Annotated in this window: 20 protein-coding genes; 13 read left to right on the forward strand and 7 right to left on the reverse strand. The window is 70.7% G+C overall.

Going from position 1 to position 23,865, the window contains the following annotated elements:
• Positions 1 to 14: 14 nt before the first annotated feature.
• The 4 genes from ACIBHY_RS23135 (at position 15) to ACIBHY_RS23150 (ending at position 3,466) form a co-directional block, all read left to right on the forward strand.
• The gene (locus ACIBHY_RS23135) at positions 15 to 347 is read left to right on the forward strand and encodes a DUF4244 domain-containing protein (protein ID WP_397247484.1); all 333 of its coding nucleotides are present in this window, start codon (positions 15 to 17) and stop codon (positions 345 to 347) included.
• Positions 344 to 733, forward strand: a complete 390-nt coding sequence (locus ACIBHY_RS23140; protein WP_397307680.1) for a TadE family type IV pilus minor pilin — start codon at positions 344 to 346, stop codon at positions 731 to 733. Before ACIBHY_RS23135 ends, ACIBHY_RS23140 begins: the two co-directional genes overlap by 4 nt.
• Positions 730 to 1,194 carry an Rv3654c family TadE-like protein gene (locus ACIBHY_RS23145; RefSeq protein WP_397307681.1) on the forward strand — a complete coding sequence of 155 codons (465 nt, stop codon included), beginning with the start codon at positions 730 to 732 and terminating at the stop codon, positions 1,192 to 1,194. Before ACIBHY_RS23140 ends, ACIBHY_RS23145 begins: the two co-directional genes overlap by 4 nt.
• Positions 1,195 to 1,942: 748 nt before the next feature.
• Positions 1,943 to 3,466, forward strand: a complete 1,524-nt coding sequence (locus tag ACIBHY_RS23150) for a hypothetical protein (protein ID WP_397307682.1) — start codon at positions 1,943 to 1,945, stop codon at positions 3,464 to 3,466.
• Between the two features lie 361 nt (positions 3,467 to 3,827).
• Here ACIBHY_RS23150 and ACIBHY_RS23155 read toward each other — a convergent pair whose 3' ends face one another.
• Complete coding sequence (locus ACIBHY_RS23155; protein ID WP_397307683.1) at positions 3,828 to 6,212, reverse strand: DEAD/DEAH box helicase; 2,385 nt, start codon at positions 6,210 to 6,212, stop codon at positions 3,828 to 3,830.
• Positions 6,213 to 6,621: 409 nt separating this feature from the next.
• Between ACIBHY_RS23155 and ACIBHY_RS23160 the strand changes: the two genes are divergently transcribed.
• The 5 genes from ACIBHY_RS23160 (at position 6,622) to ACIBHY_RS23180 (ending at position 13,238) form a co-directional block, all read left to right on the forward strand.
• Entirely contained in the window at positions 6,622 to 6,972 is a 351-nt protein-coding gene (locus ACIBHY_RS23160; RefSeq protein WP_020542579.1) for an STAS domain-containing protein, read from the forward strand.
• A gap of 2 nt (positions 6,973 to 6,974) precedes the next feature.
• Positions 6,975 to 7,403, forward strand: a complete 429-nt coding sequence (locus ACIBHY_RS23165; protein ID WP_379611337.1) for an ATP-binding protein — start codon at positions 6,975 to 6,977, stop codon at positions 7,401 to 7,403.
• A 613-nt stretch (positions 7,404 to 8,016) separates the two neighbouring features.
• Positions 8,017 to 10,299, forward strand: a complete 2,283-nt coding sequence (locus tag ACIBHY_RS23170) for a sodium-translocating pyrophosphatase (RefSeq protein WP_397247494.1) — start codon at positions 8,017 to 8,019, stop codon at positions 10,297 to 10,299.
• A gap of 418 nt (positions 10,300 to 10,717) precedes the next feature.
• Positions 10,718 to 11,185: a SixA phosphatase family protein gene (locus tag ACIBHY_RS23175; protein WP_397307684.1), complete on the forward strand. Its 468-nt coding sequence runs from the start codon at positions 10,718 to 10,720 to the stop codon at positions 11,183 to 11,185.
• A gap of 22 nt (positions 11,186 to 11,207) precedes the next feature.
• Entirely contained in the window at positions 11,208 to 13,238 is a 2,031-nt protein-coding gene (locus tag ACIBHY_RS23180) for an FUSC family protein (protein ID WP_397247498.1), read from the forward strand.
• A 10-nt stretch (positions 13,239 to 13,248) separates the two neighbouring features.
• Here ACIBHY_RS23180 and serB read toward each other — a convergent pair whose 3' ends face one another.
• From serB to ACIBHY_RS23200, 4 genes are all read right to left on the reverse strand, one after another.
• Positions 13,249 to 14,469, reverse strand: a complete 1,221-nt coding sequence (gene serB / locus ACIBHY_RS23185) for a phosphoserine phosphatase SerB (protein WP_397247500.1) — start codon at positions 14,467 to 14,469, stop codon at positions 13,249 to 13,251.
• 229 nt (positions 14,470 to 14,698) lie between these two features.
• Positions 14,699 to 15,259 carry a hypothetical protein gene (locus ACIBHY_RS23190; protein WP_397307685.1) on the reverse strand — a complete coding sequence of 187 codons (561 nt, stop codon included), beginning with the start codon at positions 15,257 to 15,259 and terminating at the stop codon, positions 14,699 to 14,701.
• Between the two features lie 90 nt (positions 15,260 to 15,349).
• Positions 15,350 to 16,375, reverse strand: a complete 1,026-nt coding sequence (locus ACIBHY_RS23195) for an S-adenosylmethionine:tRNA ribosyltransferase-isomerase (RefSeq protein ID WP_397307686.1) — start codon at positions 16,373 to 16,375, stop codon at positions 15,350 to 15,352.
• The gene (locus tag ACIBHY_RS23200) at positions 16,372 to 17,028 is read right to left on the reverse strand and encodes an SDR family NAD(P)-dependent oxidoreductase (RefSeq protein ID WP_397247506.1); all 657 of its coding nucleotides are present in this window, start codon (positions 17,026 to 17,028) and stop codon (positions 16,372 to 16,374) included. The genes ACIBHY_RS23195 and ACIBHY_RS23200 overlap by 4 nt, the downstream gene beginning before the upstream one ends.
• A gap of 92 nt (positions 17,029 to 17,120) precedes the next feature.
• On the opposite strand from ACIBHY_RS23200, the gene ACIBHY_RS23205 reads away from it, so the two are divergent.
• Entirely contained in the window at positions 17,121 to 18,236 is a 1,116-nt protein-coding gene (locus ACIBHY_RS23205) for a GAF domain-containing protein (protein WP_397307687.1), read from the forward strand.
• The gene (locus tag ACIBHY_RS23210; RefSeq protein ID WP_397247510.1) at positions 18,233 to 18,862 is read left to right on the forward strand and encodes a response regulator; all 630 of its coding nucleotides are present in this window, start codon (positions 18,233 to 18,235) and stop codon (positions 18,860 to 18,862) included. Before ACIBHY_RS23205 ends, ACIBHY_RS23210 begins: the two co-directional genes overlap by 4 nt.
• Positions 18,863 to 19,100: 238 nt before the next feature.
• Here ACIBHY_RS23210 and ACIBHY_RS23215 read toward each other — a convergent pair whose 3' ends face one another.
• Positions 19,101 to 19,742 (reverse strand): hypothetical protein, encoded by a 642-nt coding sequence (locus tag ACIBHY_RS23215; RefSeq protein WP_397247512.1) that lies wholly within the window; start codon positions 19,740 to 19,742, stop codon positions 19,101 to 19,103.
• Between the two features lie 229 nt (positions 19,743 to 19,971).
• Here ACIBHY_RS23215 and ACIBHY_RS23220 point away from each other — a divergent pair, with 229 nt between their 5' ends.
• Complete coding sequence (locus tag ACIBHY_RS23220; protein WP_397307688.1) at positions 19,972 to 22,260, forward strand: protein kinase; 2,289 nt, start codon at positions 19,972 to 19,974, stop codon at positions 22,258 to 22,260.
• On the opposite strand, the gene ACIBHY_RS23225 is transcribed toward ACIBHY_RS23220, so the two are convergent.
• The gene (locus ACIBHY_RS23225; RefSeq protein ID WP_397247516.1) at positions 22,247 to 22,969 is read right to left on the reverse strand and encodes a hypothetical protein; all 723 of its coding nucleotides are present in this window, start codon (positions 22,967 to 22,969) and stop codon (positions 22,247 to 22,249) included. The two genes, ACIBHY_RS23220 and ACIBHY_RS23225, sit on opposite strands and share 14 nt — an antisense overlap.
• A gap of 86 nt (positions 22,970 to 23,055) precedes the next feature.
• Between ACIBHY_RS23225 and ACIBHY_RS23230 the strand changes: the two genes are divergently transcribed.
• On the forward strand, positions 23,056 to 23,844 hold the full coding sequence (locus ACIBHY_RS23230) for an ABC transporter ATP-binding protein (RefSeq protein WP_397247518.1): 789 nt from the start codon (positions 23,056 to 23,058) through the stop codon (positions 23,842 to 23,844).
• Positions 23,845 to 23,865: the final 21 nt, after the last annotated feature.

Consider the following 23,865-nt stretch of genomic DNA (forward strand, 5'->3'; position numbering starts at 1 on the left):
CACCAGGAGGCCCGATGAGCACCACGACCATCCAGCGAGACATCGCAGCCAAGCCCCCCGCCCCACCCCACCCCGAACCCCCGGATCCAGATCGCAGCGCTCCCGACACTCCAGAACCCGATGCCGACCCCACCACACGGGCGATCCCCGAGCAGTCACCCCCCGCAGAGCTCACGTCCCACCGCACGGCCGTCAGGTCCGACGCCGGTATGTCCACCGCCGAGTACGCGGTGGGCACCCTCGCCGCCGTGGCCTTCGCACTGCTGCTCATCAAGGTCATCAACAGCCCCGAGATCCTCGACGCCCTCACCGCCCTGGTCGACCGGGCGCTCAACTCAGCCGGATGACGATGCGTACCTGGTGGCGTCCAACGCAAGCGCGGGCCGCCACCCCCGCCGCGTCGAGAGGCTCGGTCACCGCCGAGACCGCCGCCATGCTCCCCGCCCTGATCGTGGTCCTGGCGGCTGCCCTGTGGGCCATCCAGGCGGTAGGCGCCCAGCTGGAATGCGTGGACGCCGCCAGAGCCGCCGCCAGAGCCGCGGCCCGGGGTGAACCCCTGGACAAGGTCCAGGAGGCCGCCCGATCGGCCACCCGGCCCGGGGCTCAGGTCCGCATCACCCGCTCCCCGCAACTGACGAAGGTCGAGATCACCATGGACGTCCGCCCCAACTGGGCCACCCGCCTGCCCGCCGTCACGGTGACGGCCTCCGCGACAGCAGGCACCGAACAATGACCGGCGAGCCCGAGCCCGAGCCCGAGCCCGAGCCCGAGCCCGAGCCCAAGCCCAAGCCCAGCGCCAGCAACCCGGCAACCAGGAGCAGGCGGCTCCGCGACCAAGGCTCGGCCACGATCTGGGGCGTTGGCCTCATGGCGTTGCTCATGTCGGCGGCCATGACTCTGGCCGCGGTCGGCTCCGTCCGCGTCGCCAGGCACCGGGTGTACGCGGCCGCCGACCTGAGTGCCCTGGAAGCCGCCCGTCTAGCCCTGGCCGCCCCGGATCAGGCCTGCGCGCGGGCTGAGAAGGTCGCGCTGGCCAACGCCGTACGCCTGACCCGCTGCACCATCACCGAAGAGACCGCCGACGTGTGGACATCCCTGGACATCACCCTCCCAGGCGTGGGCAAACGCGTCGTCACAGGCCGAGCCCGCGCAGGCCCGTCCTGGATCACCTCAGAAGGCACCACCGACCCATGACGCCCACCTCGCACCCGCTCCACCCCCCGTCCCACTCAAGTGCGGCCCCGGGCGGCCCTTCACACGGGCTTTGACCCCGCTCCCGTCTCACCCCGTGTCCCTGTCCAGCTCCCGTCTCGCCCCTTGTTCCTGCCCCGCACTCGCCTCGTCCCGTGCTGCCCCGCTCCTGGACCCCTCTGGCTGTCCCACCCCTCCCGCCTGATCGTCCCGACCCTGCTCGGCTGCTTGGCTGTCTCGGGGGCGGGGTCGGGGGTCGGGGGTCGGGGGTCGGGGTTGAGGGCGGTTGCGGGGGGCGTATTGGGGCGGTGGGGTGGTTAGGGGTGGGGTTGTGGGGGTTGGTGGGAGGTAGGTCGCAATCGAATCACGACTTCTTGGACGCCGTGTCCAAGAGTGAGATATCTGGCGTAAGGTCGCGCTTACCCTCGGTTCATGCCTTCTGGGATTAGGCCTGGGAACGGCGCATCTCAGTCGCTATGGTCGCCGGGGAACTGGCACTTCCGGCCGCCCTGACAGGCGGCACGAGGCTCTCCTGAAGGGATGCGTCGTGACGGTGGTTGGCAGACTGGTGACCGCCACGCTGGTCGTGGCCGGGTCCATCGCGCTCGGTGGCGGTACGGCGTCGGCCCAGGGGCAGACGTTCGTACCGGGTCAAGGGTTCGCCCAGAGGCAAGGGATGCTCGGTGCCGTCCGTGGGCAGGATGGGCAGATCACGTCGCCTTCCGATGGCCAGGTCGTCAGTGGTGGGTCGGTGCCTGTTTCCGCGCGTACCCGGCTGGCGCAGCTGAGCATGGCGCTCTACGTGGAAGGGCCGTCCACGCCTCGGCAGAAGGTGGCCAGTGGGGGCGCGAACCAGACGTTGTCGGGGACGTTCGACGCCGGGGACGTGCCCAACGGGACCTTCACCGTGACGCTCCGGGGCGAGATCAGCGGCAGCACCTATGAGACGAGCACGTTCAAGCTCCGGCGGGCGGCGGCGGCGCCCAGCGGGGTGGACGCCACGCTGCGGGGCGCGGACAAGGTGGTCGTGACCTGGAGCAAGGGCAGTGAGCCCGATCTCCAGTCGTACGAGGTGGCCACCACCCAGTCCGGGATCGTCGGGCGGATGTCGGCCGACGAGGCGTGCGGGGGAGGCACCTGCAAGGCGACGCTGTCCGTGCCGCCCAAGGCCGCGGGGCAGCGGGTGGGGTTCACGGTGAGGGCGTACCGCGGGGACGGTGACGGCGGCTCGATCGGGTCGGGCAACTCGGGCGCGGCGTATGTGAACGTGCCCGCGCCGCCCGCCGCCAAGCCGACCACGAAGAAGGCGACCACCGCCCCCACCACCAAGCCGCAGACCAACAAGAACGGCGTCGACGAACTCCCCACGATCCCGAACAACAAGAAGAAGACCGAGCCCAAGACCACCGGCAGGGTCACCTCTCCCAAGAACGACACCAAGCTCCCGGCGATGCCGGAGACCGACAAGAACGGCAACCTGCCGCTGCCCACCGCCGACGAACAGGCCAAGGACGACGGGCTCGCCCCGGCCGCCGAAGAGAGCCAGGCGCCTGCCGACAGCAAGGTGACGGCGCAGTCGTCGGAGTCCCCGTTGGGCAGCGTGGGGCAGTACGGGCTCTATGTCGCAGGTGGCCTTGTTCTTCTGCTGGTCGCGGTTCACTTCGGCGCTTGGGCGCGGCGGCGGTCGCTGGCGAACGCGGGCGGTCCGAGCGGCGGGCCTGGCGTGGGGGTTGGTGGAGGCGGGTATGACGGGCCACCGTCCGGCGACGGCGTTCCGCCCGCCACGACTGCGCCTCGCCGTCCGGCTGTGGTTCTGGCGGTGGCCAAGACCCGCCCGAAGCGTGACCAGCCGGACGTTCCCCTGCCTGGGAGCGCGCCATCGCGGGTGCCGCCGCAGGTCTCCGGCCTGACGAGGGCGTCCAGTGCGCCGTCGGGTCCGGCCTCGGCGTCCGGTCAGCTGCCGGACGGCCAGGTGCCTGGTGCCGCGGGCGGGGTGGAGCCGCCCGCTGCCTTACCGCTGTACCTGAGCGCCGACGACATCCGCACCGCGCAGAACCAGGCCGACGCCGCCCGTCACGAGCCGGTCCGTATCGCTCTGCCCAGTTCGGCGGTGACCGAGATGCCGGAGTCGTCGGTGCCCGCGCCTGCCGTACGGCTTGAGGATCGTTGGGATGACTACCTCCCGCCGACTCCTCGGGCGATGGAGGACAGCGGGTTCTGGGAGCGTCCCCAGCCGGGCGACTTCTGGACTCCCGACGAGCGAGTGGAAAGCTGACCGCGTCCCTCCTTTACGGCCGCTGCTTTGAAGGCCGCTTTTCTCTTACGGCCGGCCAACTTGCCCCACCCGCCGCACGGGGCTGGTGGCGTTCCAGGGTGACGGTCGTCGGCCGCGCGTGGTCGGCCGCCGCGACGACCGCACCGTGGGCCGGTCGCCGTGGCCCGGATACCCAGATCGGCCCGGCCTTTGATCGCCAACTGGTCCGTACCAGAGCACCCTCTCGGCCGGCTCCCGAATTCCCCCGGCTCGCCAGGCAGGTCTCGACCCGGCTCAGCGGCCGGCGGCCTCGGCGGTTTGGCGGGGCGGCCCAGCGGCTTGGCAGGTAGGCAGGTTGGCTGCCCGGCGGCCTTGTGCGGGGTCAGGGGTCTAGGAGGGTGTCCAGGAGGCGGAGGGCGCCGGGTTTGCTGAGGGGTTCGTTGCCGTTTCCGCATTTGGGGGACTGGATGCAGGATGGGCAGCCGCGTTCGCACTCGCAGGAGCGGATGGCTTCGCGGGTGGCGGTGAGCCAGTCCGTCGCTCGGGAGTAGCCGCGTTCGGCGAAGCCGGCGCCGCCCTCGTGGCCGTCGTAGACGAAGACGGTCAGGAGGCCGGTGTCGAAGTGGAGTTCGGTGGACACGCCGCCGATGTCCCAGCGGTCGCAGGTGGCGAACAGCGGGAGTAGTCCGATGGAGGCGTGCTCGGCGGCGTGGGCGGCGCCGGCCAGGTCGAAGCCCTCCTCCGAGAGGGTGGCGATCGTGTCGGCCGGGAGGGTCCACCAGACGGCGCGGGTGCGGAGGGTGCGTGGGGGGAGTTCCAGGGGTTCGTCGCCCAGCATCTCGCCGGAGTGGAGGCGGCGCTTCAGGTAGGAGACGACCTGCCGGGTGACCTCCACCTCCCCGAACGTCAGGGTGCCCGGCCCGATGGGGGCGGTGCGGAGGGACTTGAGTACGCGGATCTCGGTGATGTCGCGGGCGAACGTCGAGTAGTCGGGCTCGGCGGCGCCCACCAGAGCGACACCGGCTTCCAGGTCCAGCTCTTCCACCAGGAAGGTTTCGCCCTGGTGGAGGTAGACGGCGCCGGTGTGGACGGTGGTGTGGGCCGAGGGCTCGTCCACCGTGCCCAGCAGGCGGCCGGTCGCGGACTCCACCACCTGGACGGGGGCTCCGCCGGCGCCTCGGATGTCGGCCAGGTCGGTGGCGCGTTCGCGTCTGGTCCAGAACCAGCCCGCGGACCTTCGGCGGAGCAGGCCCTGCTCTACGAGGTCGTCCAGGACCGTCGCGGTGGTGTCGCCGAATGTCGCCAGATCCTCCTCCGCCAGCGGGATCTCGGCGGCGGCGGCGCAGAGGTGGGGGCCGAGGACGTACGGGTTGTCCGGGTCCAGGACTATGGCCTCCACCGGGCGGCCGAACAGGGCTTCAGGGTGGTGGACCAGGTAGGTGTCCAGGGGGTCGTCGCGGGCGATCAGTACGGCCAGCGCGTCCTGGCCGTCACGCCCCGCCCGGCCCGCCTGCTGCCACAGGGACGCGCGGGTGCCCGGCCAACCGGCGATCAGGACGGCGTCCAGGCCGGAGACGTCCACGCCGAGTTCGAGGGCGTTGGTGGTGGCCAGGCCGATCAGGGTGCCGGCGCGCAGGGCCTTCTCCAGGAGACGGCGATCCTCCGAGAGGTAGCCCGCGCGGTAGGCGGCCACCTTGTCGGGCAGACCGGCCAGATCCGCCCACAGGCCGGCGGGGACGGCTTGGGCGTCTTCGGCCGGGAGATCGCGGGGGGTGCGGTCAGCCGGGGGTGTGGGTGCGAGGAGGCCAGGGAGCGTGTCGGCTGGCGGCATGGGCACGGGGACGTCGGGGCGGGTGTCGGCCGGGGGTGTGGGCGCGGGGACGCCAAGAAGGGCGTCCGGTGCGGGAGCGGGGAGGGTGTCCGCCGGGGGTGTGGGAAGGGTGTCGGCTGGGGGGGTTGGGAGGGGGATGTCCTGGAGGTTGGGGAGGGGGGCGCCGGGGAGGGGGCCGAGGTGGGCGCCGTGGGGGAGGGTGGCGGCCACGTCGGCCAGCTTCGCGCGGGCCGACAGGGCGACCGTCTCCGCCCCCCGGCGGCTGCGGACGAAGGCGAGGGTGCGGACGTCGGCCAGAACCAGGTCGGCGAGCAGGTCGGCGGTCTCCGCGGTGGCGGTGCGGCGGACCGGGGCGCCGCCTTCGCCCCGTAGATCCGTCAGAGGCGGTTCCCAGAGCGCGAACGTGGTCGACCCCTTGGGCGAGGCGTCCAAGGTCACCTCGTCCATCTCAAGCCCCGTCAGCCGCCTCCCGAACACCGCCGGCTCACTCGCCGTCGCGGAGGCGAGCATGAAGACGGGCGCGGAGCCGTACCGGCCGCACACGCGGCGCAACCGCCGCAGGATCTGGGCCACGTGGGAGCCGAAGACACCGCGGTAGCCGTGGCACTCGTCGACGACGATCATGCGCAGGCGGCGGAAGAAGGCGGACCACTGGGCGTGGCGGGGCAGGATGCCGCGGTGGAGCATGTCGGGATTTGTCAGGACGTAGTTGGCGTGCTGGCGGACCCACGTACGTTCCTCGAAGGGGGTGTCGCCGTCGAAGGTGGCCGGCCGTACCGCGGAGACGCGTAGTTCGCGCACCGAGCGGAGCTGGTCGGCGGCGAGCGCCTTCGTGGGCGTGAGGTAGAGGACGGTGCCGCCGTCGAGGCAGGCGGCGATCGCGGGCGTGAGGTACGCGAGCGACTTCCCGGACGCCGTTCCTGTGGAAATGATCACGTTTCGGCCACGGCGCACCAGGTCAGCGGCCTCGTACTGGTGGGGCCACAAACCCGCTACGCCCTGGTTCGCCAAGCGCGTAACCAGGAGTTCCGGTGCCCATTTGGGCCATCCCACTTGACCCGCCTGACGTGCTGGAACATGCTCCACATGGGTGACGCGCTCATGACGTGCGGGAACGCCGAGCAGGTGCTGGAGGAGTGGACCTGGCCGGTGTGGGGAGGAAGCGGAGGAAGTCACTGTTTCCAGTCTGGCATCCGTGGGCAAAGTCGCCGGGAATCGTGATTTCGTATAGACACAAGGCAGACGCGTGGTTGAATGCCGCGCGTCAGGGTCCGACAGTCGGGAGTCCCGCTCCAGACTGCCAGGCCCGCAAGGGTACTTTCGCAGGCGAGGCGCTGGAGGATCTGTGGATCTGAAGCTGGATCACCACAACGAGGACCGACTCACCATCGTGGAGGTCGAGGGTGAGATCGATGTCTACACCGCGCCCAGATTGCGTGAGCTTCTGATCGACCTGGTCAACAAGGGCAACTTCCACCTTCTCGTGAACATGGAGAAGGTCGACTTCCTGGACTCGACCGGCCTTGGCGTCCTGGTCGGCGGGCTCAAGCGAGTTCGCGCGCACGATGGCTCTCTCGAGCTGGTCTGCACGCAGGAGCGCATCCTGAAGATCTTCCGGATCACCGGTCTGACCAAGGTCTTCGGGATCTACGCTTCGGTCGACGAGGCCAAGGAAGCTCACGGCAAAGACAAGTAGCCATGGCTACCGTCGAGCTGACGTTCAGCGCCCTCCCCGCCCACGTGCGGACCGCCAGGCTGGTCGCCACGGCCATCGCCCGGCGTACCGGCGTGGAGGAGTCGCTGCTTGACGAGGTCAGGCTGGCCGTCGGTGAGGCTTGCTCCCGGGCCGTGGAGGCGCATCGCGCCCACTGCCCGGGAGAGCCGATCCGCATCGAGCTTCGCGATGATTCCGGCCGCTTCGAGGTCACGGTCAGCGACCAGGCCCCGAGCGACGAGATCCAGCAGGAGCAGCCGGTCGATCTGGGCATGCTCTCCGATTCGTTCATGTCGGGTTTCGGCATCGCGGTGATCGCGGGGCTGGCCGACGATGTCGAGGTGTTCCCCAGCCCCAAGGGGATGCGCATCAGGATGAGCTGGCCGGCCTCTCTCAACGGCCGCGCCTCCTGACTTCGGCGCCGCCCTCGTAAGGGGCGCGCCCGCGGAAGCGTGGTGCTTGTCCTAAAAGGACACGCCTGTGACAGGGGATGCGCGCCCACGTCCGTGGTCGCGTGTCCCCGGGGTCGTAGCGGGCGTCCGTCTTACAAAACGCGCCCTCATGGTGTCGTGGTGCCGCGTCGGGCGCGGAAGAGCCCCTTCCGGCATTACGGCGAAGCCGGCCACCCCCACCCGCCGACCATGGCCGGCGGCCTCCAGGGTGACGCTTCTGAACCCGCACGCGCCCGGCCGCCGCGACGGCGCCCGGTGGCCCGCCTCCACTTACCCCCATTTCGGACAGCACTTTTCAAGAAGTTGTCATGACCGTAAACCGCCGGACATAACCCGAGCCAGTTCCCAAATCGGGTCCCAGTCTGGGGCTTACTGGACGTGGGCATAATTGCCCGCCTCAAGAGCCTTCATATCCGCGGAACCCCTGCGTAGACTCCCCCGCACCGGCCAAGGTGATCCGGCGACACTGCGGACTCAACCGGAAGCGGCACCCATTACCCGGATGGTGCCGCACCAACCGAGAACCTTGCAGCACCGCCCGGGCAGGACGTACCGGTCTTGCCGAGGAGAACGGATGTTTAGGCACTACCTGGCTGCCGAGCCAGCGTCGAATCTGACCCTGAGCGGAAGCAATCTGACCATCGTGGTCGTGGTGGCCGCCGTGGCACTCATCGCATTGGCCGTCGCCGGCGGCCTCGTACGCGAGGTGCTGGCGGCCGACCAAGGCACAGAGCGCATGCAGAACATCGCGCGTGCCGTACAGGAAGGAGCGGCCGCCTATCTGAAGCGGCAGTTCAAGACTCTCGCCATTTTCGTCGTCATCATCCCCATCGTGCTGTGGTTCCTGCCCGGCGCGACGGATGTGAAGATCGGCCGCTCGATCTTCTTCATCGTCGGTGCGGGCTTTTCCGCATTGACGGGATTCATGGGCATGTGGCTGGCCGTACGCGGAAATGTGCGTGTGGCGGCCGCGGCCCGAGCGAGCGGCGAGAAGCGCGCGATGCGCATCGCCTTCAGGACCGGCGGCGTGGCCGGCATGTTCACGGTGGGCTTGGGCCTGCTGGGCGCCGCCGTCGTCGTGTTCCTCTACCAGGGTGACGCCCCCGGAGTGCTCGAAGGCTTCGGCTTCGGCGCGGCGCTGCTCGCCATGTTCATGCGTGTCGGCGGCGGCATCTTCACCAAGGCCGCGGACGTCGGAGCCGACCTGGTCGGCAAGGTCGAACAGGGCATCCCGGAGGACGACCCGCGCAACCCCGCCACCATCGCCGACAACGTCGGCGACAACGTGGGCGACTGCGCGGGTATGGCGGCCGACCTGTTCGAGTCGTACGCGGTCATGCTGGTCGCCAGCCTGATCCTGGGCAAGGTGGCCTTCGGTGAGCAGGGACTGATCTTCCCGCTCATCGTGCCGATGATCGGTGTCGTCACCGCCATCATCGGCATCTTCGTCACCGGCCTGCGCGACAAGGACCGCAACGGCATGGCGGCCATCAACCGCAGCTTCTTCATCTCCGCCGCGATCTCCGCGGTGCTCGTGGCCGCGGCCGCCTTCTGGTACCTGCCGAGCAGCTTCAGCGGCCTGGCCGGTTCCTCGGTCCAGTCCGACGCCGACCCGCGGATCATCGCGATCGGCGCCGTGCTCGTCGGCCTCGTGCTGGCCAGCGCGATCCAGCTGCTCACCGGCTACTTCACGGAGACCAACCGGCGTCCCGTCCAGGAGATCGCCGAGAGCTCCCGGACCGGCGCGGCGACCGTCATCCTGTCCGGCATCAGTGTCGGCCTGGAGTCCGCGGTCTACTCCGCGCTGATCATCGGTGGCGCCGTCTACGGCGCGTTCCTGCTGGGCTTCGGCAACGTGACCGTGGCGCTGTTCGCGGTCGCGCTGGCCGGAACCGGTCTGCTGACCACCGTGGGCGTCATCGTCTCGATGGACACCTTCGGCCCGGTCTCCGACAACGCGCAGGGCATCGCCGAGATGTCGGGCGACGTCGAGGGTGAGGGCGCCCGCGTCCTGACCAGCCTCGACGCGGTCGGCAACACCACCAAGGCGATCACCAAGGGCATCGCGATCGCCACGGCGGTGCTCGCGGCGACCGCCCTGTTCGGCGCCTTCAAGACCGCCGTCCAGGGCGAACTACCGAACCCGGCCACCTTCGGCCTCGACATCGACCAGCCGAACGTGCTCGTCGGCCTGATCATCGGCGCCGCGGTCGTCTTCCTGTTCTCCGGCCTGGCCATCATGGCCGTCGGACGGGCGGCGATGCGGGTGGTCTACGAGGTCCGCGACCAGTTCCGCAGCAACCCCGGCATCATGGACGGCACCGTCAAGCCGGAGTACGGCCGCGTCGTCGACATCTGCACCCGCGACTCGCTGCGCGAGCTGGCCACGCCAGGTCTGCTCGCCGTCATGACCCCGATCGCGGTCGGCTTCGCACTGGGCTACGCGCCGCTGGGCGCGTTCCTGGCCGGCGCCATCGCCTGCGGCACGCTGATGGCGGTCTTCCTGGCCAACTCGGGCGGCGCCTGGGACAACGCCAAGAAGCTCGTCGAGGACGGCCACCACGGCGGCAAGGGTTCCGAGGCGCACGAGGCAACGATCATCGGCGACACGGTCGGCGACCCGTTCAAGGACACCGCGGGCCCGGCCATCAACCCGCTCATCAAGGTCATGAACCTGGTGGCACTGCTGGTGGCCCCCGCCGTCGTCCTCTACGCGGACAACCCGGCCGTGCGGATCGGCGTGACGACGTTCGCGGTCGTGGTGGTCATCGTGGCCATCGTGATCAGCAAGCGCCGCTCGGTGCCGGTCGACTCCACCTCCGACAACGACCGCGACCCCGCCCCCGTGGCGTCGTAGCGGCCATGTAGTCAAGCGGTACCACTCGGAAAGGCGCCCGTCGTTCTCGGCGGGCGCCTTTTCGCGTCCGTAAAACCCGCCCTTCCGTTACGGCAAAGCCACCGCCCCCACCTCCCGCCGCAGCGGGCGCGCGCCGATCGTCGGGCGCCGCGCACGTCGCACGTGGTCCCCACCGCCACGACGCCCCGTTGACCGGCCACCGCGGCAAGGACCGGCACGGGCCGGCCCAACGCCAACGGCATGAGGCGAAACTGGAACCGGGCGGATGCCGGGGCGGGGTGGTCGGGTGGGAAACTGGGCGGGTGGAAGAGAAGCGGCCCAACGGTGGCAGGACGCTGGCCCTGATTCTGCTGGCCATGGTGGTGATCCTGGGCGTTCTCGTCGGGCTCGCCGTCTGGGCGTCGAGAGGGTGAGCGGCGTGCGTACGCTCATCGTGCTGAGGCACGCCAAGGCCGCCCAGGTCCCGGGGCTGGCGGATCGGGATCGGCCGCTCACCGAGCGGGGCGAGCGGGACGCCGGGCGGGCCGGTGACGAGATCCGGGCTCTGGGGTACGAGCCTGACCTGGTGCTCTGTTCTCCGTCCCTGCGCACGCGGCGTACCGCGGAGCTGGCTTTCCCCGAGCGAAGCGTCAGCTTCGAGCAGGACATCTACGAGGCTTACGCCGACGAACTGCTGGCGCTGGTGCGGCTGCAGGATCCGGAGGCGCGGACGCTGGTCCTGTGCGGGCACAACCCGGGGGTTCACGAGCTGGCGCTCGGGCTGGCGGGTGGGGATTACGGGTTTCGGCCTGGGTCGTTCGCGGTGATCCAGATGGCTTCGGCCTGGGTAGATCTCTGGCCAGGGGAGGGACGCCTGGTCACGCGCTGGGATCCCAAGCAGGCCTAGGAGCTACACCGGGGGCGGATCCATGCGGGGGGCCGTTCGTTCGCTGAGGCGTGGTTTCGAGCTGCCCGCCCGTCCGCCGTGGGGCTACGGGCTGCTGTGCGGGGTGGCGATCGCGCTTCCGCTGGTGATCGGGTCCGTGGCCGGGGCGCCGCAGGCGGGTGGGCTGGCGGCTCTGGGGGCCTATTTCACGGCTTTCGGGGATGCCTACGGGAAGCCGTACGGGCAGCGCGCCCGGAATCTCGCCATCAAGGTGGGGCTGATCGCGGCGGGGTTCTGGCTCGGGACATTGATCGCGCCGCACCCGTGGTGGGCGGTCGGGGTGATCGGGCTGGTGGCGGCGGCCGGCGGGCAGTGGCGGACCGTGGGGATGCCGCCGGTGCTGGCCGTGGTCACGGGGTTCTATCTGATCCCCCGGGTGGGGTTCGACGGCGCCTTGATGGTCGGGCTCGGGGGGATCGAGTTCTGCGTGCTCGCGCTCGCGCTGTGGCCCGTGCGACGGCTCGACCCGCTGAAGGACGCCTTCGACGAGGCGGTCGAGGCTCTGGCCGGCATGCTGGAGGGGCTCGGGCGGTCCGAGGAGGACTGGGCCGAGCTGCGCGAGCGCGGGTCCCAGGCGCTGGATGACGCCGCCACCTCCTCCGCCGCGTATCGCGGTGGGGAGGATCTCGACCGGTCGCCGGACGCCTACGTGCAGACGCTGGTGCGGATCTTTCACGAGACGGTGGCGCTGCGGGCGTTCCGGGCGGAGGCGGGCGCGGAACGGCAGGAGATCGACAAGGTCGTCGCGGCGCTGACGGCCGCGTTGCGGCAGGTGGCCGCGGGCAGCGTCGTGGGTGTGCCGGTCGCGATGGCGGCCACGGCCGACTTCGCCGAGCACATCTCGCGGCTGCGGGCGCGGCGGCTGTCCGACCCGGAGTCGCTGCGGACCGTCGCGCTCCTCGGTCAGGTACGGCGCTGTCTCGACCGGATCGCCGTGGCGGTGCGGACGCTCGGGGTGTTCACCAGCGAGGGCATCCAGGCCCCGGCCCGGTTGCCGCGGTTCACCTGGCAGCTCAGGTTCGGCGACGAACCCGAGCACGCCGGGAGGCTCGGCATCGCGGTGGCCGCGTCGATGGCGCTGATGGTGGGCCTGCACGAGCACTACGGCAAGTGGTTCGTGTTCACCGTGATGATGGGCCTGCGCTCCACCTATGGCGACACCGTGGACCGGGTGGTGCTCCGGGTCGCCGGGACCGTGGTCGGCGCCGGCGCGGCGGCGCTGGTGCTGGCGGCGGTGCCGAGCGCGTACACGATCGTGGCGACGGTGCTGGTCTTCGGGACGCTCGGGTTCGCGCTGCGTGAGGTCAGCTACGGGTACTGGACGGTGTTCGCGACGCCGCTGGCGCTGCTGCTGACGGACTTCTCGACCCGGCTGGACTGGGAGGCCGCGGGAATCCGCCTCGTGCTGACCGCGGGCGGCGGCGTGCTCGCGCTGGTCGCCGCCCGGCTGTTGTGGCCGCGCGGCGAGGCGAGCGGGATCAAGGACCTGACCGTGGACCTCCTGACCGAGCACGCCGCGGTCATCCGCGCCCTGGCCGAACGCGACCTCGACGCCATGTCCGAGCGCACCGAGGCCGCCGGTCAGGCCGCCGACCGGCTCGGCGAGTCGCTTGACCGGCTGGAGAAGGAACCCCGCGGACAGGCGCCCGAGGAACTACGCGCCGCCCTCACCCTGTCCAGGAAGCTGCGCGACGACGCGCTGCTGCTGGCCGCGGTGCTGCGGGGCTCGGAGGTGGGATCCGACGCCACCACCGCCGTGCTCGACGCGGTGGCCGACCGGCTGGTGGCGAGCGCGCGGGCCGTACGGGACAACACGCGGCCTCCGGAGGAGGACGCCTACGGCGACGGGCTGGACGAGGTGGCCAGCCACGTCGACGAGCTGCTGGAGGAGGCCGCCGAGGGCGAGCCCTCCTCGGTACGGCGGGCGTTGCGCCACGCGGTCACCGCCCACCCGGCGCTGCGCACCCTGAACACCGACGCCCTCGACCTGGCCCGATCGGTCACCCGGCGCTGAGCCGTCGCGCTCAGTTCGGCGCCAGGACGTCGTCCTCGGCGTCGGCGGCCTCGACCTCGTCGCGGGAGATGCCGAGGAGGTAGAGGATCACGTCCAGGTACGGGGAGTTGACGGCGGTGTCGGCGGCCTGGCGGACGACGGGCTTGGCGTTGAAGGCGATGCCCAGCCCGGCGGTGGCGATCATGTCGAGGTCGTTGGCGCCGTCGCCGATCGCGACCGTCTGGCTGATCGCGATGCCGGCCTCGCGGGCGAAGCGCTCCAGCGCGCGCGCCTTGCCGGGACGGTCGACGATCTCGCCGACGACCCGGCCGGTGAGGTGGCCGTCGACGACTTCGAGGACGTTCGCCGCCGAGTAGTCGATGCCGAGGTCCGACACCAGCGAGTCGGTGATCTGGGTGAAGCCGCCGCTGACGATGGCGAAGCGGTAGTCGAGGCGCTTGAGCGTGCGCACCAGCGTCCGGGCGCCCGCGGTGAGGACGACCTCCTGGCGCACCTGCTCGAACACCGACGCCGGCAGCCCCTCCAGCAACGCCACCCGGCGGCGCAGCGACTCGGCGAAGTCCAGCTCGCCGCGCATCGCCTCTTCGGTGACCCGCGCCACCTCGTCCAGGCAGCCCGCGTGGGCGGCCAGCAGCTCGATGACCTCGCCCTGGATGAGGGTCGAGTCGACGTCCATGACGATGAGCCGCTTGGCCCGCCGGGACAGGCCCGTGCGCTGGACGGCCACGTCCACCTTCTGGGCGGCGGCCTCGGCGGCCAGTTCGACGCGCAGCGCGTCGGGGTCGGCACCGGACACCGACAGTTCGATGCAGGTGACCGGCCACTGGGCCAGGCGTTCGATGCGGTCGATGTTGGCGCCGGCGGCGGCGATCCTGCCCGCGATGCCGGCGATGGCGGCCGGGGGGAGCGAGGGGCCGAGCACGCTGACCGACAGGCGGCCGCGGCGGCGCTGCTCCTTGGTGAGGGAGCCGGTGGAGAGCTCGACCTCCAGACCGAGGTCTTCCGCGGTGCGCTCGACGGCGGTCCACATGGCGCCGAGCGTGCTGCCGGTGCCGGTGGACGGGCCGCCGACGTAGGCGACGAGCACGCCGAGGGTCAGCCGGCCGCGGATGACGACCTGTTCGATGTCGGAGACGGTGACCGGGAACCCGGCCAGGACGGAGAACAGGCGACTGGTGACACCGGGCCGGTCGGGGCCGGTGAGCGTGATCAGGAGGGTGCGCTGGTCCACTTGAGCCACGGTACTGCGCCGCATCCGCCCGCTGCTCATCGGCCCAACATTCGGACGCCCGCTTCCCGTTACGGCAAGCCACCGCCCCCGCCTCCCGCCGGAGGGGGTGAGCGCCGATCGTCGGGCGCCGCGCACGTCGCACGTGGCCCCCACCGCCACGACGCCCTGTTGACCGTCCACCACGGACCAAGGGCGAACCCCGGGTGTCCCGGGGTTCGCGTGGAGCGACCTAGCGGACGATCTTGGTCTTGACCTTCTTGCCGTAGAACCAGGACTTGAAGCCGCCGATCCGGTCGATCTCCTCCTTGTCCATGTTCTCCATGCCGATCGGGATGTCGTACACCAGTGCCCCGAGCTGGGCGGTGGCCGTGCCGCGGGTGCCCTTCTTCAGGGTGACCTGGATGTCGAGCCAGTCCTTGTCACCCTTCTCCAGCTCCCAGGGGCCCCAGCACCAGAACCCGGTCGGGTCCCAGTCGCACTGGGTGCCCTTGGGGCCGTTGTAGCGCAGGCCGTTGACGATGCCCTTGGGCAGCTTGCCGCCGACCCAGTAGTAGTCGGCCTGGTGGGGGCCGGTGTTCAGCACGTCGATCCGGTACTGGATCTTGCCGCCGCGCTTCACCGTCTTGGGCGCCCTGACGCCCACCTTCATGATCGAGTAAGGCTGGTCCGAGGCCTTGGCGGCGACGGTGGTGGTCGTGGTGGCGGTGCCGGCAGCCGCCGGGACGGCCGGAAGGATCATGGCCCCCGCGACGAGCGTGAAGGTGGCTACCTTCGTGATGGAGTTGCGCATGCAGCTGTCTCCGTGAGGAAAGTGGGACGAGGAAAACCCCCCGTGAACGTCGGCTTTTCCTATCACGCAGGCAAAATCCATGTAAAGCAATTACTTCTGAATCAAGTGCACATCACCAAACTCATGCCACAAATACCCCTCGCGAAGCGCCTCCGCGTACGCCTCCGCCAGCCTCTCCCGGCCCGCGAACGCCGTCAGCATCAGCAGGTGGCTCGACCTCGGCTCGTGCAGCCCGGTGATCAGCCCGGTGACCGCACGCGGCGGCGTGTCGGGCGTGACCAGGTGCCTGGTCCATCCGTTCGACGCCCTGACCAGCCCGTCGGCGCCGGTCGCCGTCTCCAGCGCCCGTACGACGGTCGTGCCGACGGCGACCACGCGCCCGCCATCGCGCCGCGTGAGGTTGACCAGGCGCGCCGTGTGCTCGGGCACGTCGTAGCGCTCGGCGTAGGGCGGCTCGTCCTTCTCCGGGGAGGCGACGCCGGTGTGCAGGGTGATCGGCGTGACCCCCACGCCCCGTGACACGAGCGCCGTCACCAGCTCCGCCGTGAACGGCCGTCCCGCGCTCGGCATCTCCGCGCTGCCCGGCACGGTGCCGAACACCGTCTGGTAGTCGGCCAGCGGCCAGTCCCGGTCCACGTAGGAGTAGCGGATCGGCACGCCCTTCCTGGCCAGGTACTTCTCCACGTCCTGGTCGAGCCGCGCCCGCCACAGCCGCGGGGTCTCGCGTTCGATCAGCCTGAGCGTCGCGTTGCCCGGCAGCGGCAGCCACTCGCCCGGCTCGCCCCCGCCGTAGGGCTCGGACGCCTTCGCCGTACGGCGCCGCAGTTCCACCAGCCACGTCCCGTCCTCGCGGGCGGTGGAGAAGTGCACCGAGAGCCGGTCGAGCCGCACCGCCGCGGGAAGCGTGGCCGAGTTGTTGACCACCACGAGGTCGCCGGGATCCAGTTGACCGGGCAGGTCGCCGAACGGGTGATGGGTGTGCGTGCCGCCCCGGCTCACCAGCAGGCGTACCCCGTCGCGGGACAGACCACGGGCCTCGGGCGGCGCGTGGGCCTCCAGCGCGGCGGGAAGCCGGAAGTCGAGACCCGAGGGCCCGCCGTCCAGGATGGCGGTCATTGCAGGGTCACCCGCCCGCTGGCCGGGCGGCGCTTGATGAGGTCGTGCAGGGCGATCGCGACCCGCGCCGGGTCGGCGGCGCCCGCGGCCTCGTCGGCTCCCACGGCGTCGGCCAGCATCCGGGTGTTCATCTCGCCCGGATCGGCCCACCAGACGGCGACGTCGGGCTCTTCGGCGGCCAGGACGTTCGAGAGCTGCTCCAGGGCCGCCTTGGTGGCTCCGTAGCCGCCCCAGCCCTCGTAGGCGCCGGTGGCGGCGTCGGAGGTGATGTTCACGATCGCGCCCCCGGCGGCCCTGAGCGCCGGAATGGTCGCCTGGATGAGGGAGAGCGGGGCGATCACGTTGGTCTCCAGCAGGACGCGGAACGCCTCCAGCGGATAGCCCGCGATCTTCGGCAGCGGTGTGGCGCCGAGTCCGCTGGCGTTGTTGACCAGCAGGTCCAGCGAGGGGGCCGCCTTGGCCAGCCGTTCGCGGTGCTCGGCCTCGGCCACGTCGCCGGGGATCGCGGTGGCGCCGATCTCGGCGGCGACCTTCTCCAGATCGTCGGCGCCGCGCGCGGTGAGGACGAGGTTCCATCCCGCACCTGCCAGGGACCTCGCGAGGGCGAGGCCGAGACCGCGGGAGGCGCCGGTGATGAGTGCGGTGTTCGTCATGGTTAGACGCTAGAAAGGCGTGGCCCGCCGTACATCGGGCTGAAGTCCCGCCCGGGACTGGGCACATCGACCTAGGACCATAGAGTGGTCGGGTGACCCCCGATCGCGACGAGATATTGCAGGCCGTGAGCTCGGCCGTGCTGGCGGTCACCCGTCACCTGTCGGTGCGCGAGGTGCTGCAGGTCATCGTGCGCTCGGCGCAACGCCTGCTCGACGCCCGCTACGCCGCGCTCGGCGTGCCCGACGAGGACGGCTCGTTCGCCGAGTTCGTCGCCGAGGGCCTGACCGACAAGCAGTGGGACGCGATCGGCCCGCTGCCCCGCCAGCATGGCATGCTCGGCGCGATGCTCCAGGAGGGGACCCCCGCGAGGCTGCCCGACCTGCGCGAGGACCCCAGGTTCGAGTACTGGCCGAAGGCGCACCCGGTCATGAAGGACTTCCTCGGCGTCCCGATCCGCGACGGCGACGAGGTGCTCGGCATCATCTTCCTCGCCAACAAGCGCACCCCCGGCGGCTTCACCCAGGACGACCAGGACCTGCTCACATTGTTCGCCGCGCACGCCGCGATCGCGCTCACCAACGCCAGGCTGTACGAGCAGGGCCGCGAGCTGGCCCTCGTCGAAGAGCGCAACCGCATGGCCCGCGAACTCCACGACGCGGTCACCCAGAAGCTGTTCTCGCTGCGGCTGACCGCCCAGGCCGCGGCCACGATGCTGCGCACCGACCCCGACCGGGCCGCCGCCGAGCTCGAACGCGTCCAGAAGCTGGCCGGTGAGGCCATGGCCGAGCTCCGGGCGGTCATCGTGGAGATGCGCCCGGCCGAGCTCGACCGCCACGGCCTGAGCGAGACGCTGCGCAAGCACGTACGCATGCTCGACCGGTTGCAGCCCGCGGCCATCACGTTCGACAGCGACGAATTCCCGCCGCTGGACCCGGCGGTCGAGGTGGTGGTGCTGCGCGTGGCCCAGGAGTCGCTGCACAACGCGCTGCGCCACTCGGGCGCCACCCAGGTGTGGGTGCGGCTGGCGTACGAGGATGGCAAGCTGGCCCTCTCGGTGGCCGACAACGGCACGGGTTTCGACCAGGCCGGCTCCAGAGGGCTCGGGCTGGCGTCCATGAAGGACCGGGCGGAGTCGGTCGGCGGCACGCTGACCGTCGGCTCGTCCCGGGACGAGGGGACCACGGTTCTGGTGGAGGTGGGGATTTGATCAAGGTGCTGATCGCCGACGACCATCCGGTGGTACGGCAGGGCCTGCGCACCTTCCTCGACCTCCAGGACGACATCACGGTCGTGGGCGAGGCCGGAGACGGGCAGGCGGCGGTCGAACTCGTCGGCGAGCTCAAGCCGGACGTGCTGCTGCTCGACCTCAAGATGCCGGTGCTCGGCGGGCTCGGCGCACTCGAACGCCTGACCGGTTCCGCGACGCGGATCGTGGTGCTCACCTCGGTCAGCGACCGCTCCGACGTGGGCCCGGCCATGCGGGCGGGCGCGGCGGGCTTCCTGTACAAGGACGTGGACCCGTCGGCGCTGGTGCAGGCGGTCCGGGCGGTGCACGGCGGTCAGGTGCTGCTGGCCCCCGAGGCGGCCGAGGCCATGCTCGGCGCGGGCCCGTCCGCTCCCGAGGCGCACGTCCCGGGCCCGGTCCAGCTGACCGAACGCGAACGCGAGGTCCTCACCCTGATCGCCGCCGGACGTTCCAACCGGGAGATCGCGCGGGCGCTGACGGTGGCGGAGAAGACGGTCAAGACACACGTGTCGAACGTGCTCATGAAACTCGGCGTCCAGGACCGCACCCAGGCCGCACTCTACGCCGTCCGCCACGGCCTGGCCTGACCCGCCCGACCACCCGCCTGGCCGGACCTCCCCGGTGGGTCCGCTGGTTGTTCGCATCTCGTGGGAAGCAGGAGTTGGTCGCGCGCTGGGAAGGGAGCGCCGTGCCCGGTGACCGGGCGCCGTTGCGGCGCCCGGCCCTGTGCGGGGCTGATGGCGTCTTCCTGGAGGCCGCCGGCCATGGTCGGCGGGTGGCGGCTCGGTCGGCTTGCCGTAAAGGAAAGTGACGCCCTTAAGGTCTTTATGTGTCTTTCTTCTTGTTGGACTCTTCGTGCACCACCGGCGGGTTGTAGTCCTTGACCACCGGCGGAGGCGTCCAGCCGCGCGTGGGGCGCTTGGGCGGCCAGACGATCCTGGTCTTGGTGGTCTTGAGCCACTTCCAGCCCTTGATGCCGATGCGCTCAAGCTCTTCCTCGTCGATGTTCTCCGCGCCCAGCGGCACATCGAAGGCGATCACGCCGAGCTTGGCCACGGCGGTGCCCTTGGTGTTCTTCTTGAGCGTCACCTGGAAGTTGAGCCATTCGGAGTCGCCGACTTCGAGGGCGTAGCGGCCCCAGCACCAGAAGTACCGGCCTTCCCAGTTGCACTTGGTGCCCTTGGCGGCGCTCCACCGCAGCGTCGGGACGACGCCCTTGGGGACCTGGCCGCCGACCCAGAAGTAGTCGGCGTAGTGGGGGCCGAGGTTCTTGGCCTTGATCTTGTAGAGGATCTTTCCGCCGCGCTTGGTACGGGTGCTGTATTTGACGCTGACCTTGAAGTTCGAGTACGGCGCGCGGGCGGTTTGGGAAACAATGGTGGCTTTTGTGGTTGCCTGGGCGGGTATGGCGGTCAATCCGGTGACGGCCAGGCTCGCGCCTAAGAGCATGCTGAGAGACTTGCGCATATGCGGCTCCCCCTACGGTGCTGGAAATCCCAGATTCTTCAGCTGATTATTGCCGAGGGCAAATATCCCACAAAGAGTGATGATCTTTCGTGATCTGGCGGTGCTTGCGCGGGTTTGGGGTTGCTGGCCAGGCTTGTCTTGGGGGTTTCTGCGTAAGGGGGAGGGATACGTGCCGGATTTGCACCCCTTACAGCAGGGTGATCCTGTATCGCTGGGGAACTATCGGCTCTTGGGCCGGGTGGGTAAAGGCGCGCAAGGCGTCGTCTTCCAGGGCCAGGGCCCCGACGGGCAGATGGTCGCCATCAAACTGCTCAACACCCGGCTCGACCGTCCGGGCATCGACGGCGAGCGGTTCATGCGCGAGGTGGCCGCCGCCCGCCGCGTCGCGCAGTTCTGCACCGCGCAGGTCATCGGGGCGAACATGGACGGCGAATGGCCGTACATCGTCTCCGAGCTGGTCGACGGCGTCTCGCTGCAGCGGGTCGTCCAGACCGAGGGACCGCGCCAGGGCGGCGCGCTCTACCGGCTGGCCGTCGGCACCGTCACCGCGCTGGCCGCCATCCACCGGGCCGGCATCGTCCACCGCGACTTCAAGCCCAGCAACGTGCTCATCGGCAGCGACGGCCCCCGGGTGATCGACTTCGGCATCGCCAGGGCGCTGGACTCGGCGATCACGATCAGCAGCGGGGTCGTGGGCACACCCGCGTACATGTCGCCCGAGCAGATCTCCGGCGAGCGGGTGGGACCGGCCGGCGACATGTTCAGCTGGGCCCTGACGATGACCTTCGCGGCCACCGGGCGGCCCGCGTTCGGCCAGGACAGCCTGCCCGCCGTCATCTACCGGGTGATGAACGAGGAAGCCGACCTCTCCGCCCTTCCCGACAACCTCCGCACGATCGTGCGCGCCTGCCTCAGCAAGCGCGCCGACGAACGCCCGACGGCCGCCGACACCCTCTTCGCCCTCCTGGAGAACCAGGGCCCCATCCCGGAGCGCGACGCCGACGTGGCGATGACCACGGGCTCCCAGGTCGCCGCCGACCCGCCGTCCATCCCGCCCGCCCACCCGGCCCAGGGTCCCGCGGGGTTCCCGCCGCCCGTGCCGCCGACCGGATGGGCCAACCCCTCCGGCGTGTACGGCCGGCCGTACGCACAGCCGGCCACGCAGCCGGCTCCGCACTCCCAGGCCGCGCAGCCGGCTCCGCACCCCCAGGCCGCGCAGCACCAGAGCCCGCACCCCCAGGCCGCACAGCACCCGAACCCGCACGCTCACCTGAGCCCGCCGCCGCCTCCGGGCGACAACGACGCGTTCTTCAAGGGCGTCCCCCAGAACCCGGGCCCGAACCAGCGCAGACGCGCCGGCCTGGTCACCGCCGCCCTGGTGGTCGCACTGGCCTTGAGCGCGACGTTGCTGGTCGTGGTGCCGAGGCTGTTCACCTCTGGCGAGGGCGAGCCGGACAAGCAGAGCGTCGCGGGCGTCACCACCTCGATCACCCCGACGCCCACCCCAACGCCGACCCCGACCCCGACCCCGACGCCCACGCCGCCGCCCCAGGTGGTCATCCAGCCCCCAGCCCTGGGCAAACAGGACGGCAAGCCGCTCAAGGGCCACTCCAAAGCCGTCCAGACCGTCTCCGCGATCACCATCTCCGGCAAGCTGATGCTCGTCTCCGGCGGCCAGGACGGCCAGGTGCGGATCTGGAACGCCAAGGACCACAAGTACGTGGCCAGGCTGAAGGGCCACAGCCAGGAGGTGTACGCCGTCGCCTGCCTGACCATGGGCAAGACGCCGATGGCCGTCTCCGGCGGGTACGACGGCACGGTCCGCCTCTGGAACCTCAAGACCCGCAAGGGCAAGGTCCTCGGCTACCACGGCGACTCCGTCTACGCGGTCGCGGTCGGCAAGGCGGGCGGCAAGTGGGTCGCGGTGAGCGGCGACGCGAACGGCATGCTGAAGTTCTGGGACCTGGGCAAGAGGAAGCAGGCGGGCAAGACCGTCCGCGCCCACTCCCGATCGGTCAACTGGCTGGGGGTGGGCCGCGTCGGCGCACGCGTGGTCGCCGTCTCGGCCGGCGAGGACAGGACGCTGCGGCTGTGGGATCTGGCCAAGCGCAAGAAGTACGGCAAGCCGTACAAGGGGCACACCAAGGGCGTCTACTCGATCGCGATGGGCGCGCTGGACGGCCGCCCGGTGGTGGCCTCCGGCGGCAAGGACAACAAGATCCGCCTCTGGGACCCGAAGACCGGCAAGTCCATCGGCAAGCCGATGACCGGGCACAAGAAGATCGTCTACTCGTTGTCGTTCGGCGTGGTCGGCGAGCGGGTGGTGCTGGTCTCGGGTAGTACCGACGGCACGATGCGGCTGTGGGATCCCAAGACCAGGAAACCGCTCGGCAAGCCGGTGAAAGCCCACAAGAAGGGCGTCCTGCTGGTCGCCGTGGTGACGATGTCGGGCAGGCCGGCCATCGTCACCGCCGGCAAGGACAAGCGGATCCGGTTCTGGAAGCTCACGGGTTCCTGATCGGCTCGAAGATCGCGTGGTGGGCGGCCACGGTGGCCCGCCGTACCGCGTGATCAAGCTGGCGCAGGGCCGCGGACCTGGTCGCCATCTGCGCGGAGGTCAGCCCGAGGCCCTCGTCGGCCAGCCGGAGCATCACCGCCAGTCGCGCGGCCAGCGCGGACACGCGGTGGGCGCGGCCCGGGTAGCCGGGCGCGAGCTCGCCGCCCGCGCGCTCCAACTGGCCGGGATGGGCCTGGCCCGGCCCTTCGACCGAGGTGAGCGCCTCGGTGGCGGCCTGGATGGCCTCGGCCAGATCGCGCTCGGCCTCGGCCACGGAGGGCAGGTCGGCGCGGACCGGTCCGGCCGGGTGCACCGTGAACGCGGTGCCCTGGTAGGAGGAGCCGCGCAGGTCGGGTTCCGGCACCAGGCCGATGTTCCGCTCGGCGAGTACGGCTATCGCCGCCTGCCCGGCGTCCACCGCGGCGGCGTTGAAGTCGGGCGGCCCCGACAGCCCCAGCGGGTCGCCGGGGGCCGGGAGGGCCAGCCGTACCTCATGGAGACCTTGCGAGCGCAGGTCGGCGAGGTGCACACGGAGGGGGACGGTGGCGATCAACGTGGGTCCTGCGACGGACTCCACCTGGTCGGCGGCCTCGTCGAGGCCCACGTGACCGGCCAGCCAGGCGTTGCCCCAGGCCACGAGTGCGGGGGAGACAGGTGATTCAGCGCGCACTGATCCACGATATGTGCTCGCCCTGCAATAGGTTTGTCCCGTGCGTTCCGGCAACCGGGACAATCGGGCGCGAGGAGGTATCGGGGATGGGCGGTCAGGTGCTGCGGCTACAGGATGTCGCCGTCAGACGCGACGGCGCGGCTCTCCTGCGTGGCATCGACTGGACGGTCAACGAGGACGAGCGCTGGGTGGTCATCGGGCCGAACGGCGCGGGCAAGACCACGCTGCTGCAGGTGGCGGCGACGCTGCTGTATCCGAGTGAAGGTCTGGTCGAGATTCTGGGCGAGCGGCTGGGGCAGGCCGACGTCTTCGACCTGCGTCCGCGGATCGGGCTGGCCAGCGCGGCGCTGGCCGAGCGCATCCCGGCCGAGGAGAAGGTCATCGACCTGGTGCTGACGGCGTCGTACGCGATCCTGGGCCGCTGGACGGAGGAGTACGACTCCAACGACGTCACCCGCGCGGTCGAGCTGATCGACATGATGGGCGCCGCCCATCTGATCAGGCGCAGGTTCGGCACGCTGTCGGAAGGCGAGCGCAAGCGGGTGCAGATCGCCCGCGCGCTGATGCCGGACCCCGAGATGCTGCTGCTGGACGAGCCGGCCGCCGGGCTCGACCTGGGCGGGCGCGAGGACCTGGTGCGCCGGTTGTCACTGCTGGCCGGGGACCAGCGCTCGCCGACTCTGGTGCTGGTCACGCACCACGTCGAGGAGGTGCCGAGCGGGTTCACGCACGGGCTGCTGCTGAAGCACGGCTCGGTGGTGGCGCAGGGGCCGCTCGACGTGGTCATGACCGCCGACAACCTCTCCCGCACCTTCGGCGTTCCGCTGTCGCTGGACCGCAGCGCCGAGGGCCGCTGGTACGCGAGAGCGCACTAGATCGTATTTGTGCGGTTACCG

The organism is Nonomuraea sp. NPDC050547 (assembly GCF_044457345.1).
GTDB lineage: Bacteria > Actinomycetota > Actinomycetes > Streptosporangiales > Streptosporangiaceae > Nonomuraea.

What these genes read in the sequence shown, in the direction of transcription:
- ACIBHY_RS23135 (WP_397247484.1), top strand. Translation starts at nt 15, where the DNA reads ATGAGCACCACGACCATCCAGCGAGACATCGCAGCCAAGCCCCCCGCC.
- ACIBHY_RS23140 (WP_397307680.1), top strand. Translation starts at nt 344, where the DNA reads ATGACGATGCGTACCTGGTGGCGTCCAACGCAAGCGCGGGCCGCCACC.
- ACIBHY_RS23145 (WP_397307681.1), top strand. Translation starts at nt 730, where the DNA reads ATGACCGGCGAGCCCGAGCCCGAGCCCGAGCCCGAGCCCGAGCCCGAG.
- ACIBHY_RS23165 (WP_379611337.1), top strand. Translation starts at nt 6,975, where the DNA reads ATGGCTACCGTCGAGCTGACGTTCAGCGCCCTCCCCGCCCACGTGCGG.
- ACIBHY_RS23170 (WP_397247494.1), top strand. Translation starts at nt 8,017, where the DNA reads ATGTTTAGGCACTACCTGGCTGCCGAGCCAGCGTCGAATCTGACCCTG.
- ACIBHY_RS23180 (WP_397247498.1), top strand. Translation starts at nt 11,208, where the DNA reads ATGCGGGGGGCCGTTCGTTCGCTGAGGCGTGGTTTCGAGCTGCCCGCC.
- ACIBHY_RS23190 (WP_397307685.1), bottom strand. Translation starts at nt 15,259, where the DNA reads ATGCGCAACTCCATCACGAAGGTAGCCACCTTCACGCTCGTCGCGGGG.
- ACIBHY_RS23195 (WP_397307686.1), bottom strand. Translation starts at nt 16,375, where the DNA reads ATGACCGCCATCCTGGACGGCGGGCCCTCGGGTCTCGACTTCCGGCTT.
- ACIBHY_RS23200 (WP_397247506.1), bottom strand. Translation starts at nt 17,028, where the DNA reads ATGACGAACACCGCACTCATCACCGGCGCCTCCCGCGGTCTCGGCCTC.
- ACIBHY_RS23215 (WP_397247512.1), bottom strand. Translation starts at nt 19,742, where the DNA reads ATGCGCAAGTCTCTCAGCATGCTCTTAGGCGCGAGCCTGGCCGTCACC.
- ACIBHY_RS23230 (WP_397247518.1), top strand. Translation starts at nt 23,056, where the DNA reads ATGGGCGGTCAGGTGCTGCGGCTACAGGATGTCGCCGTCAGACGCGAC.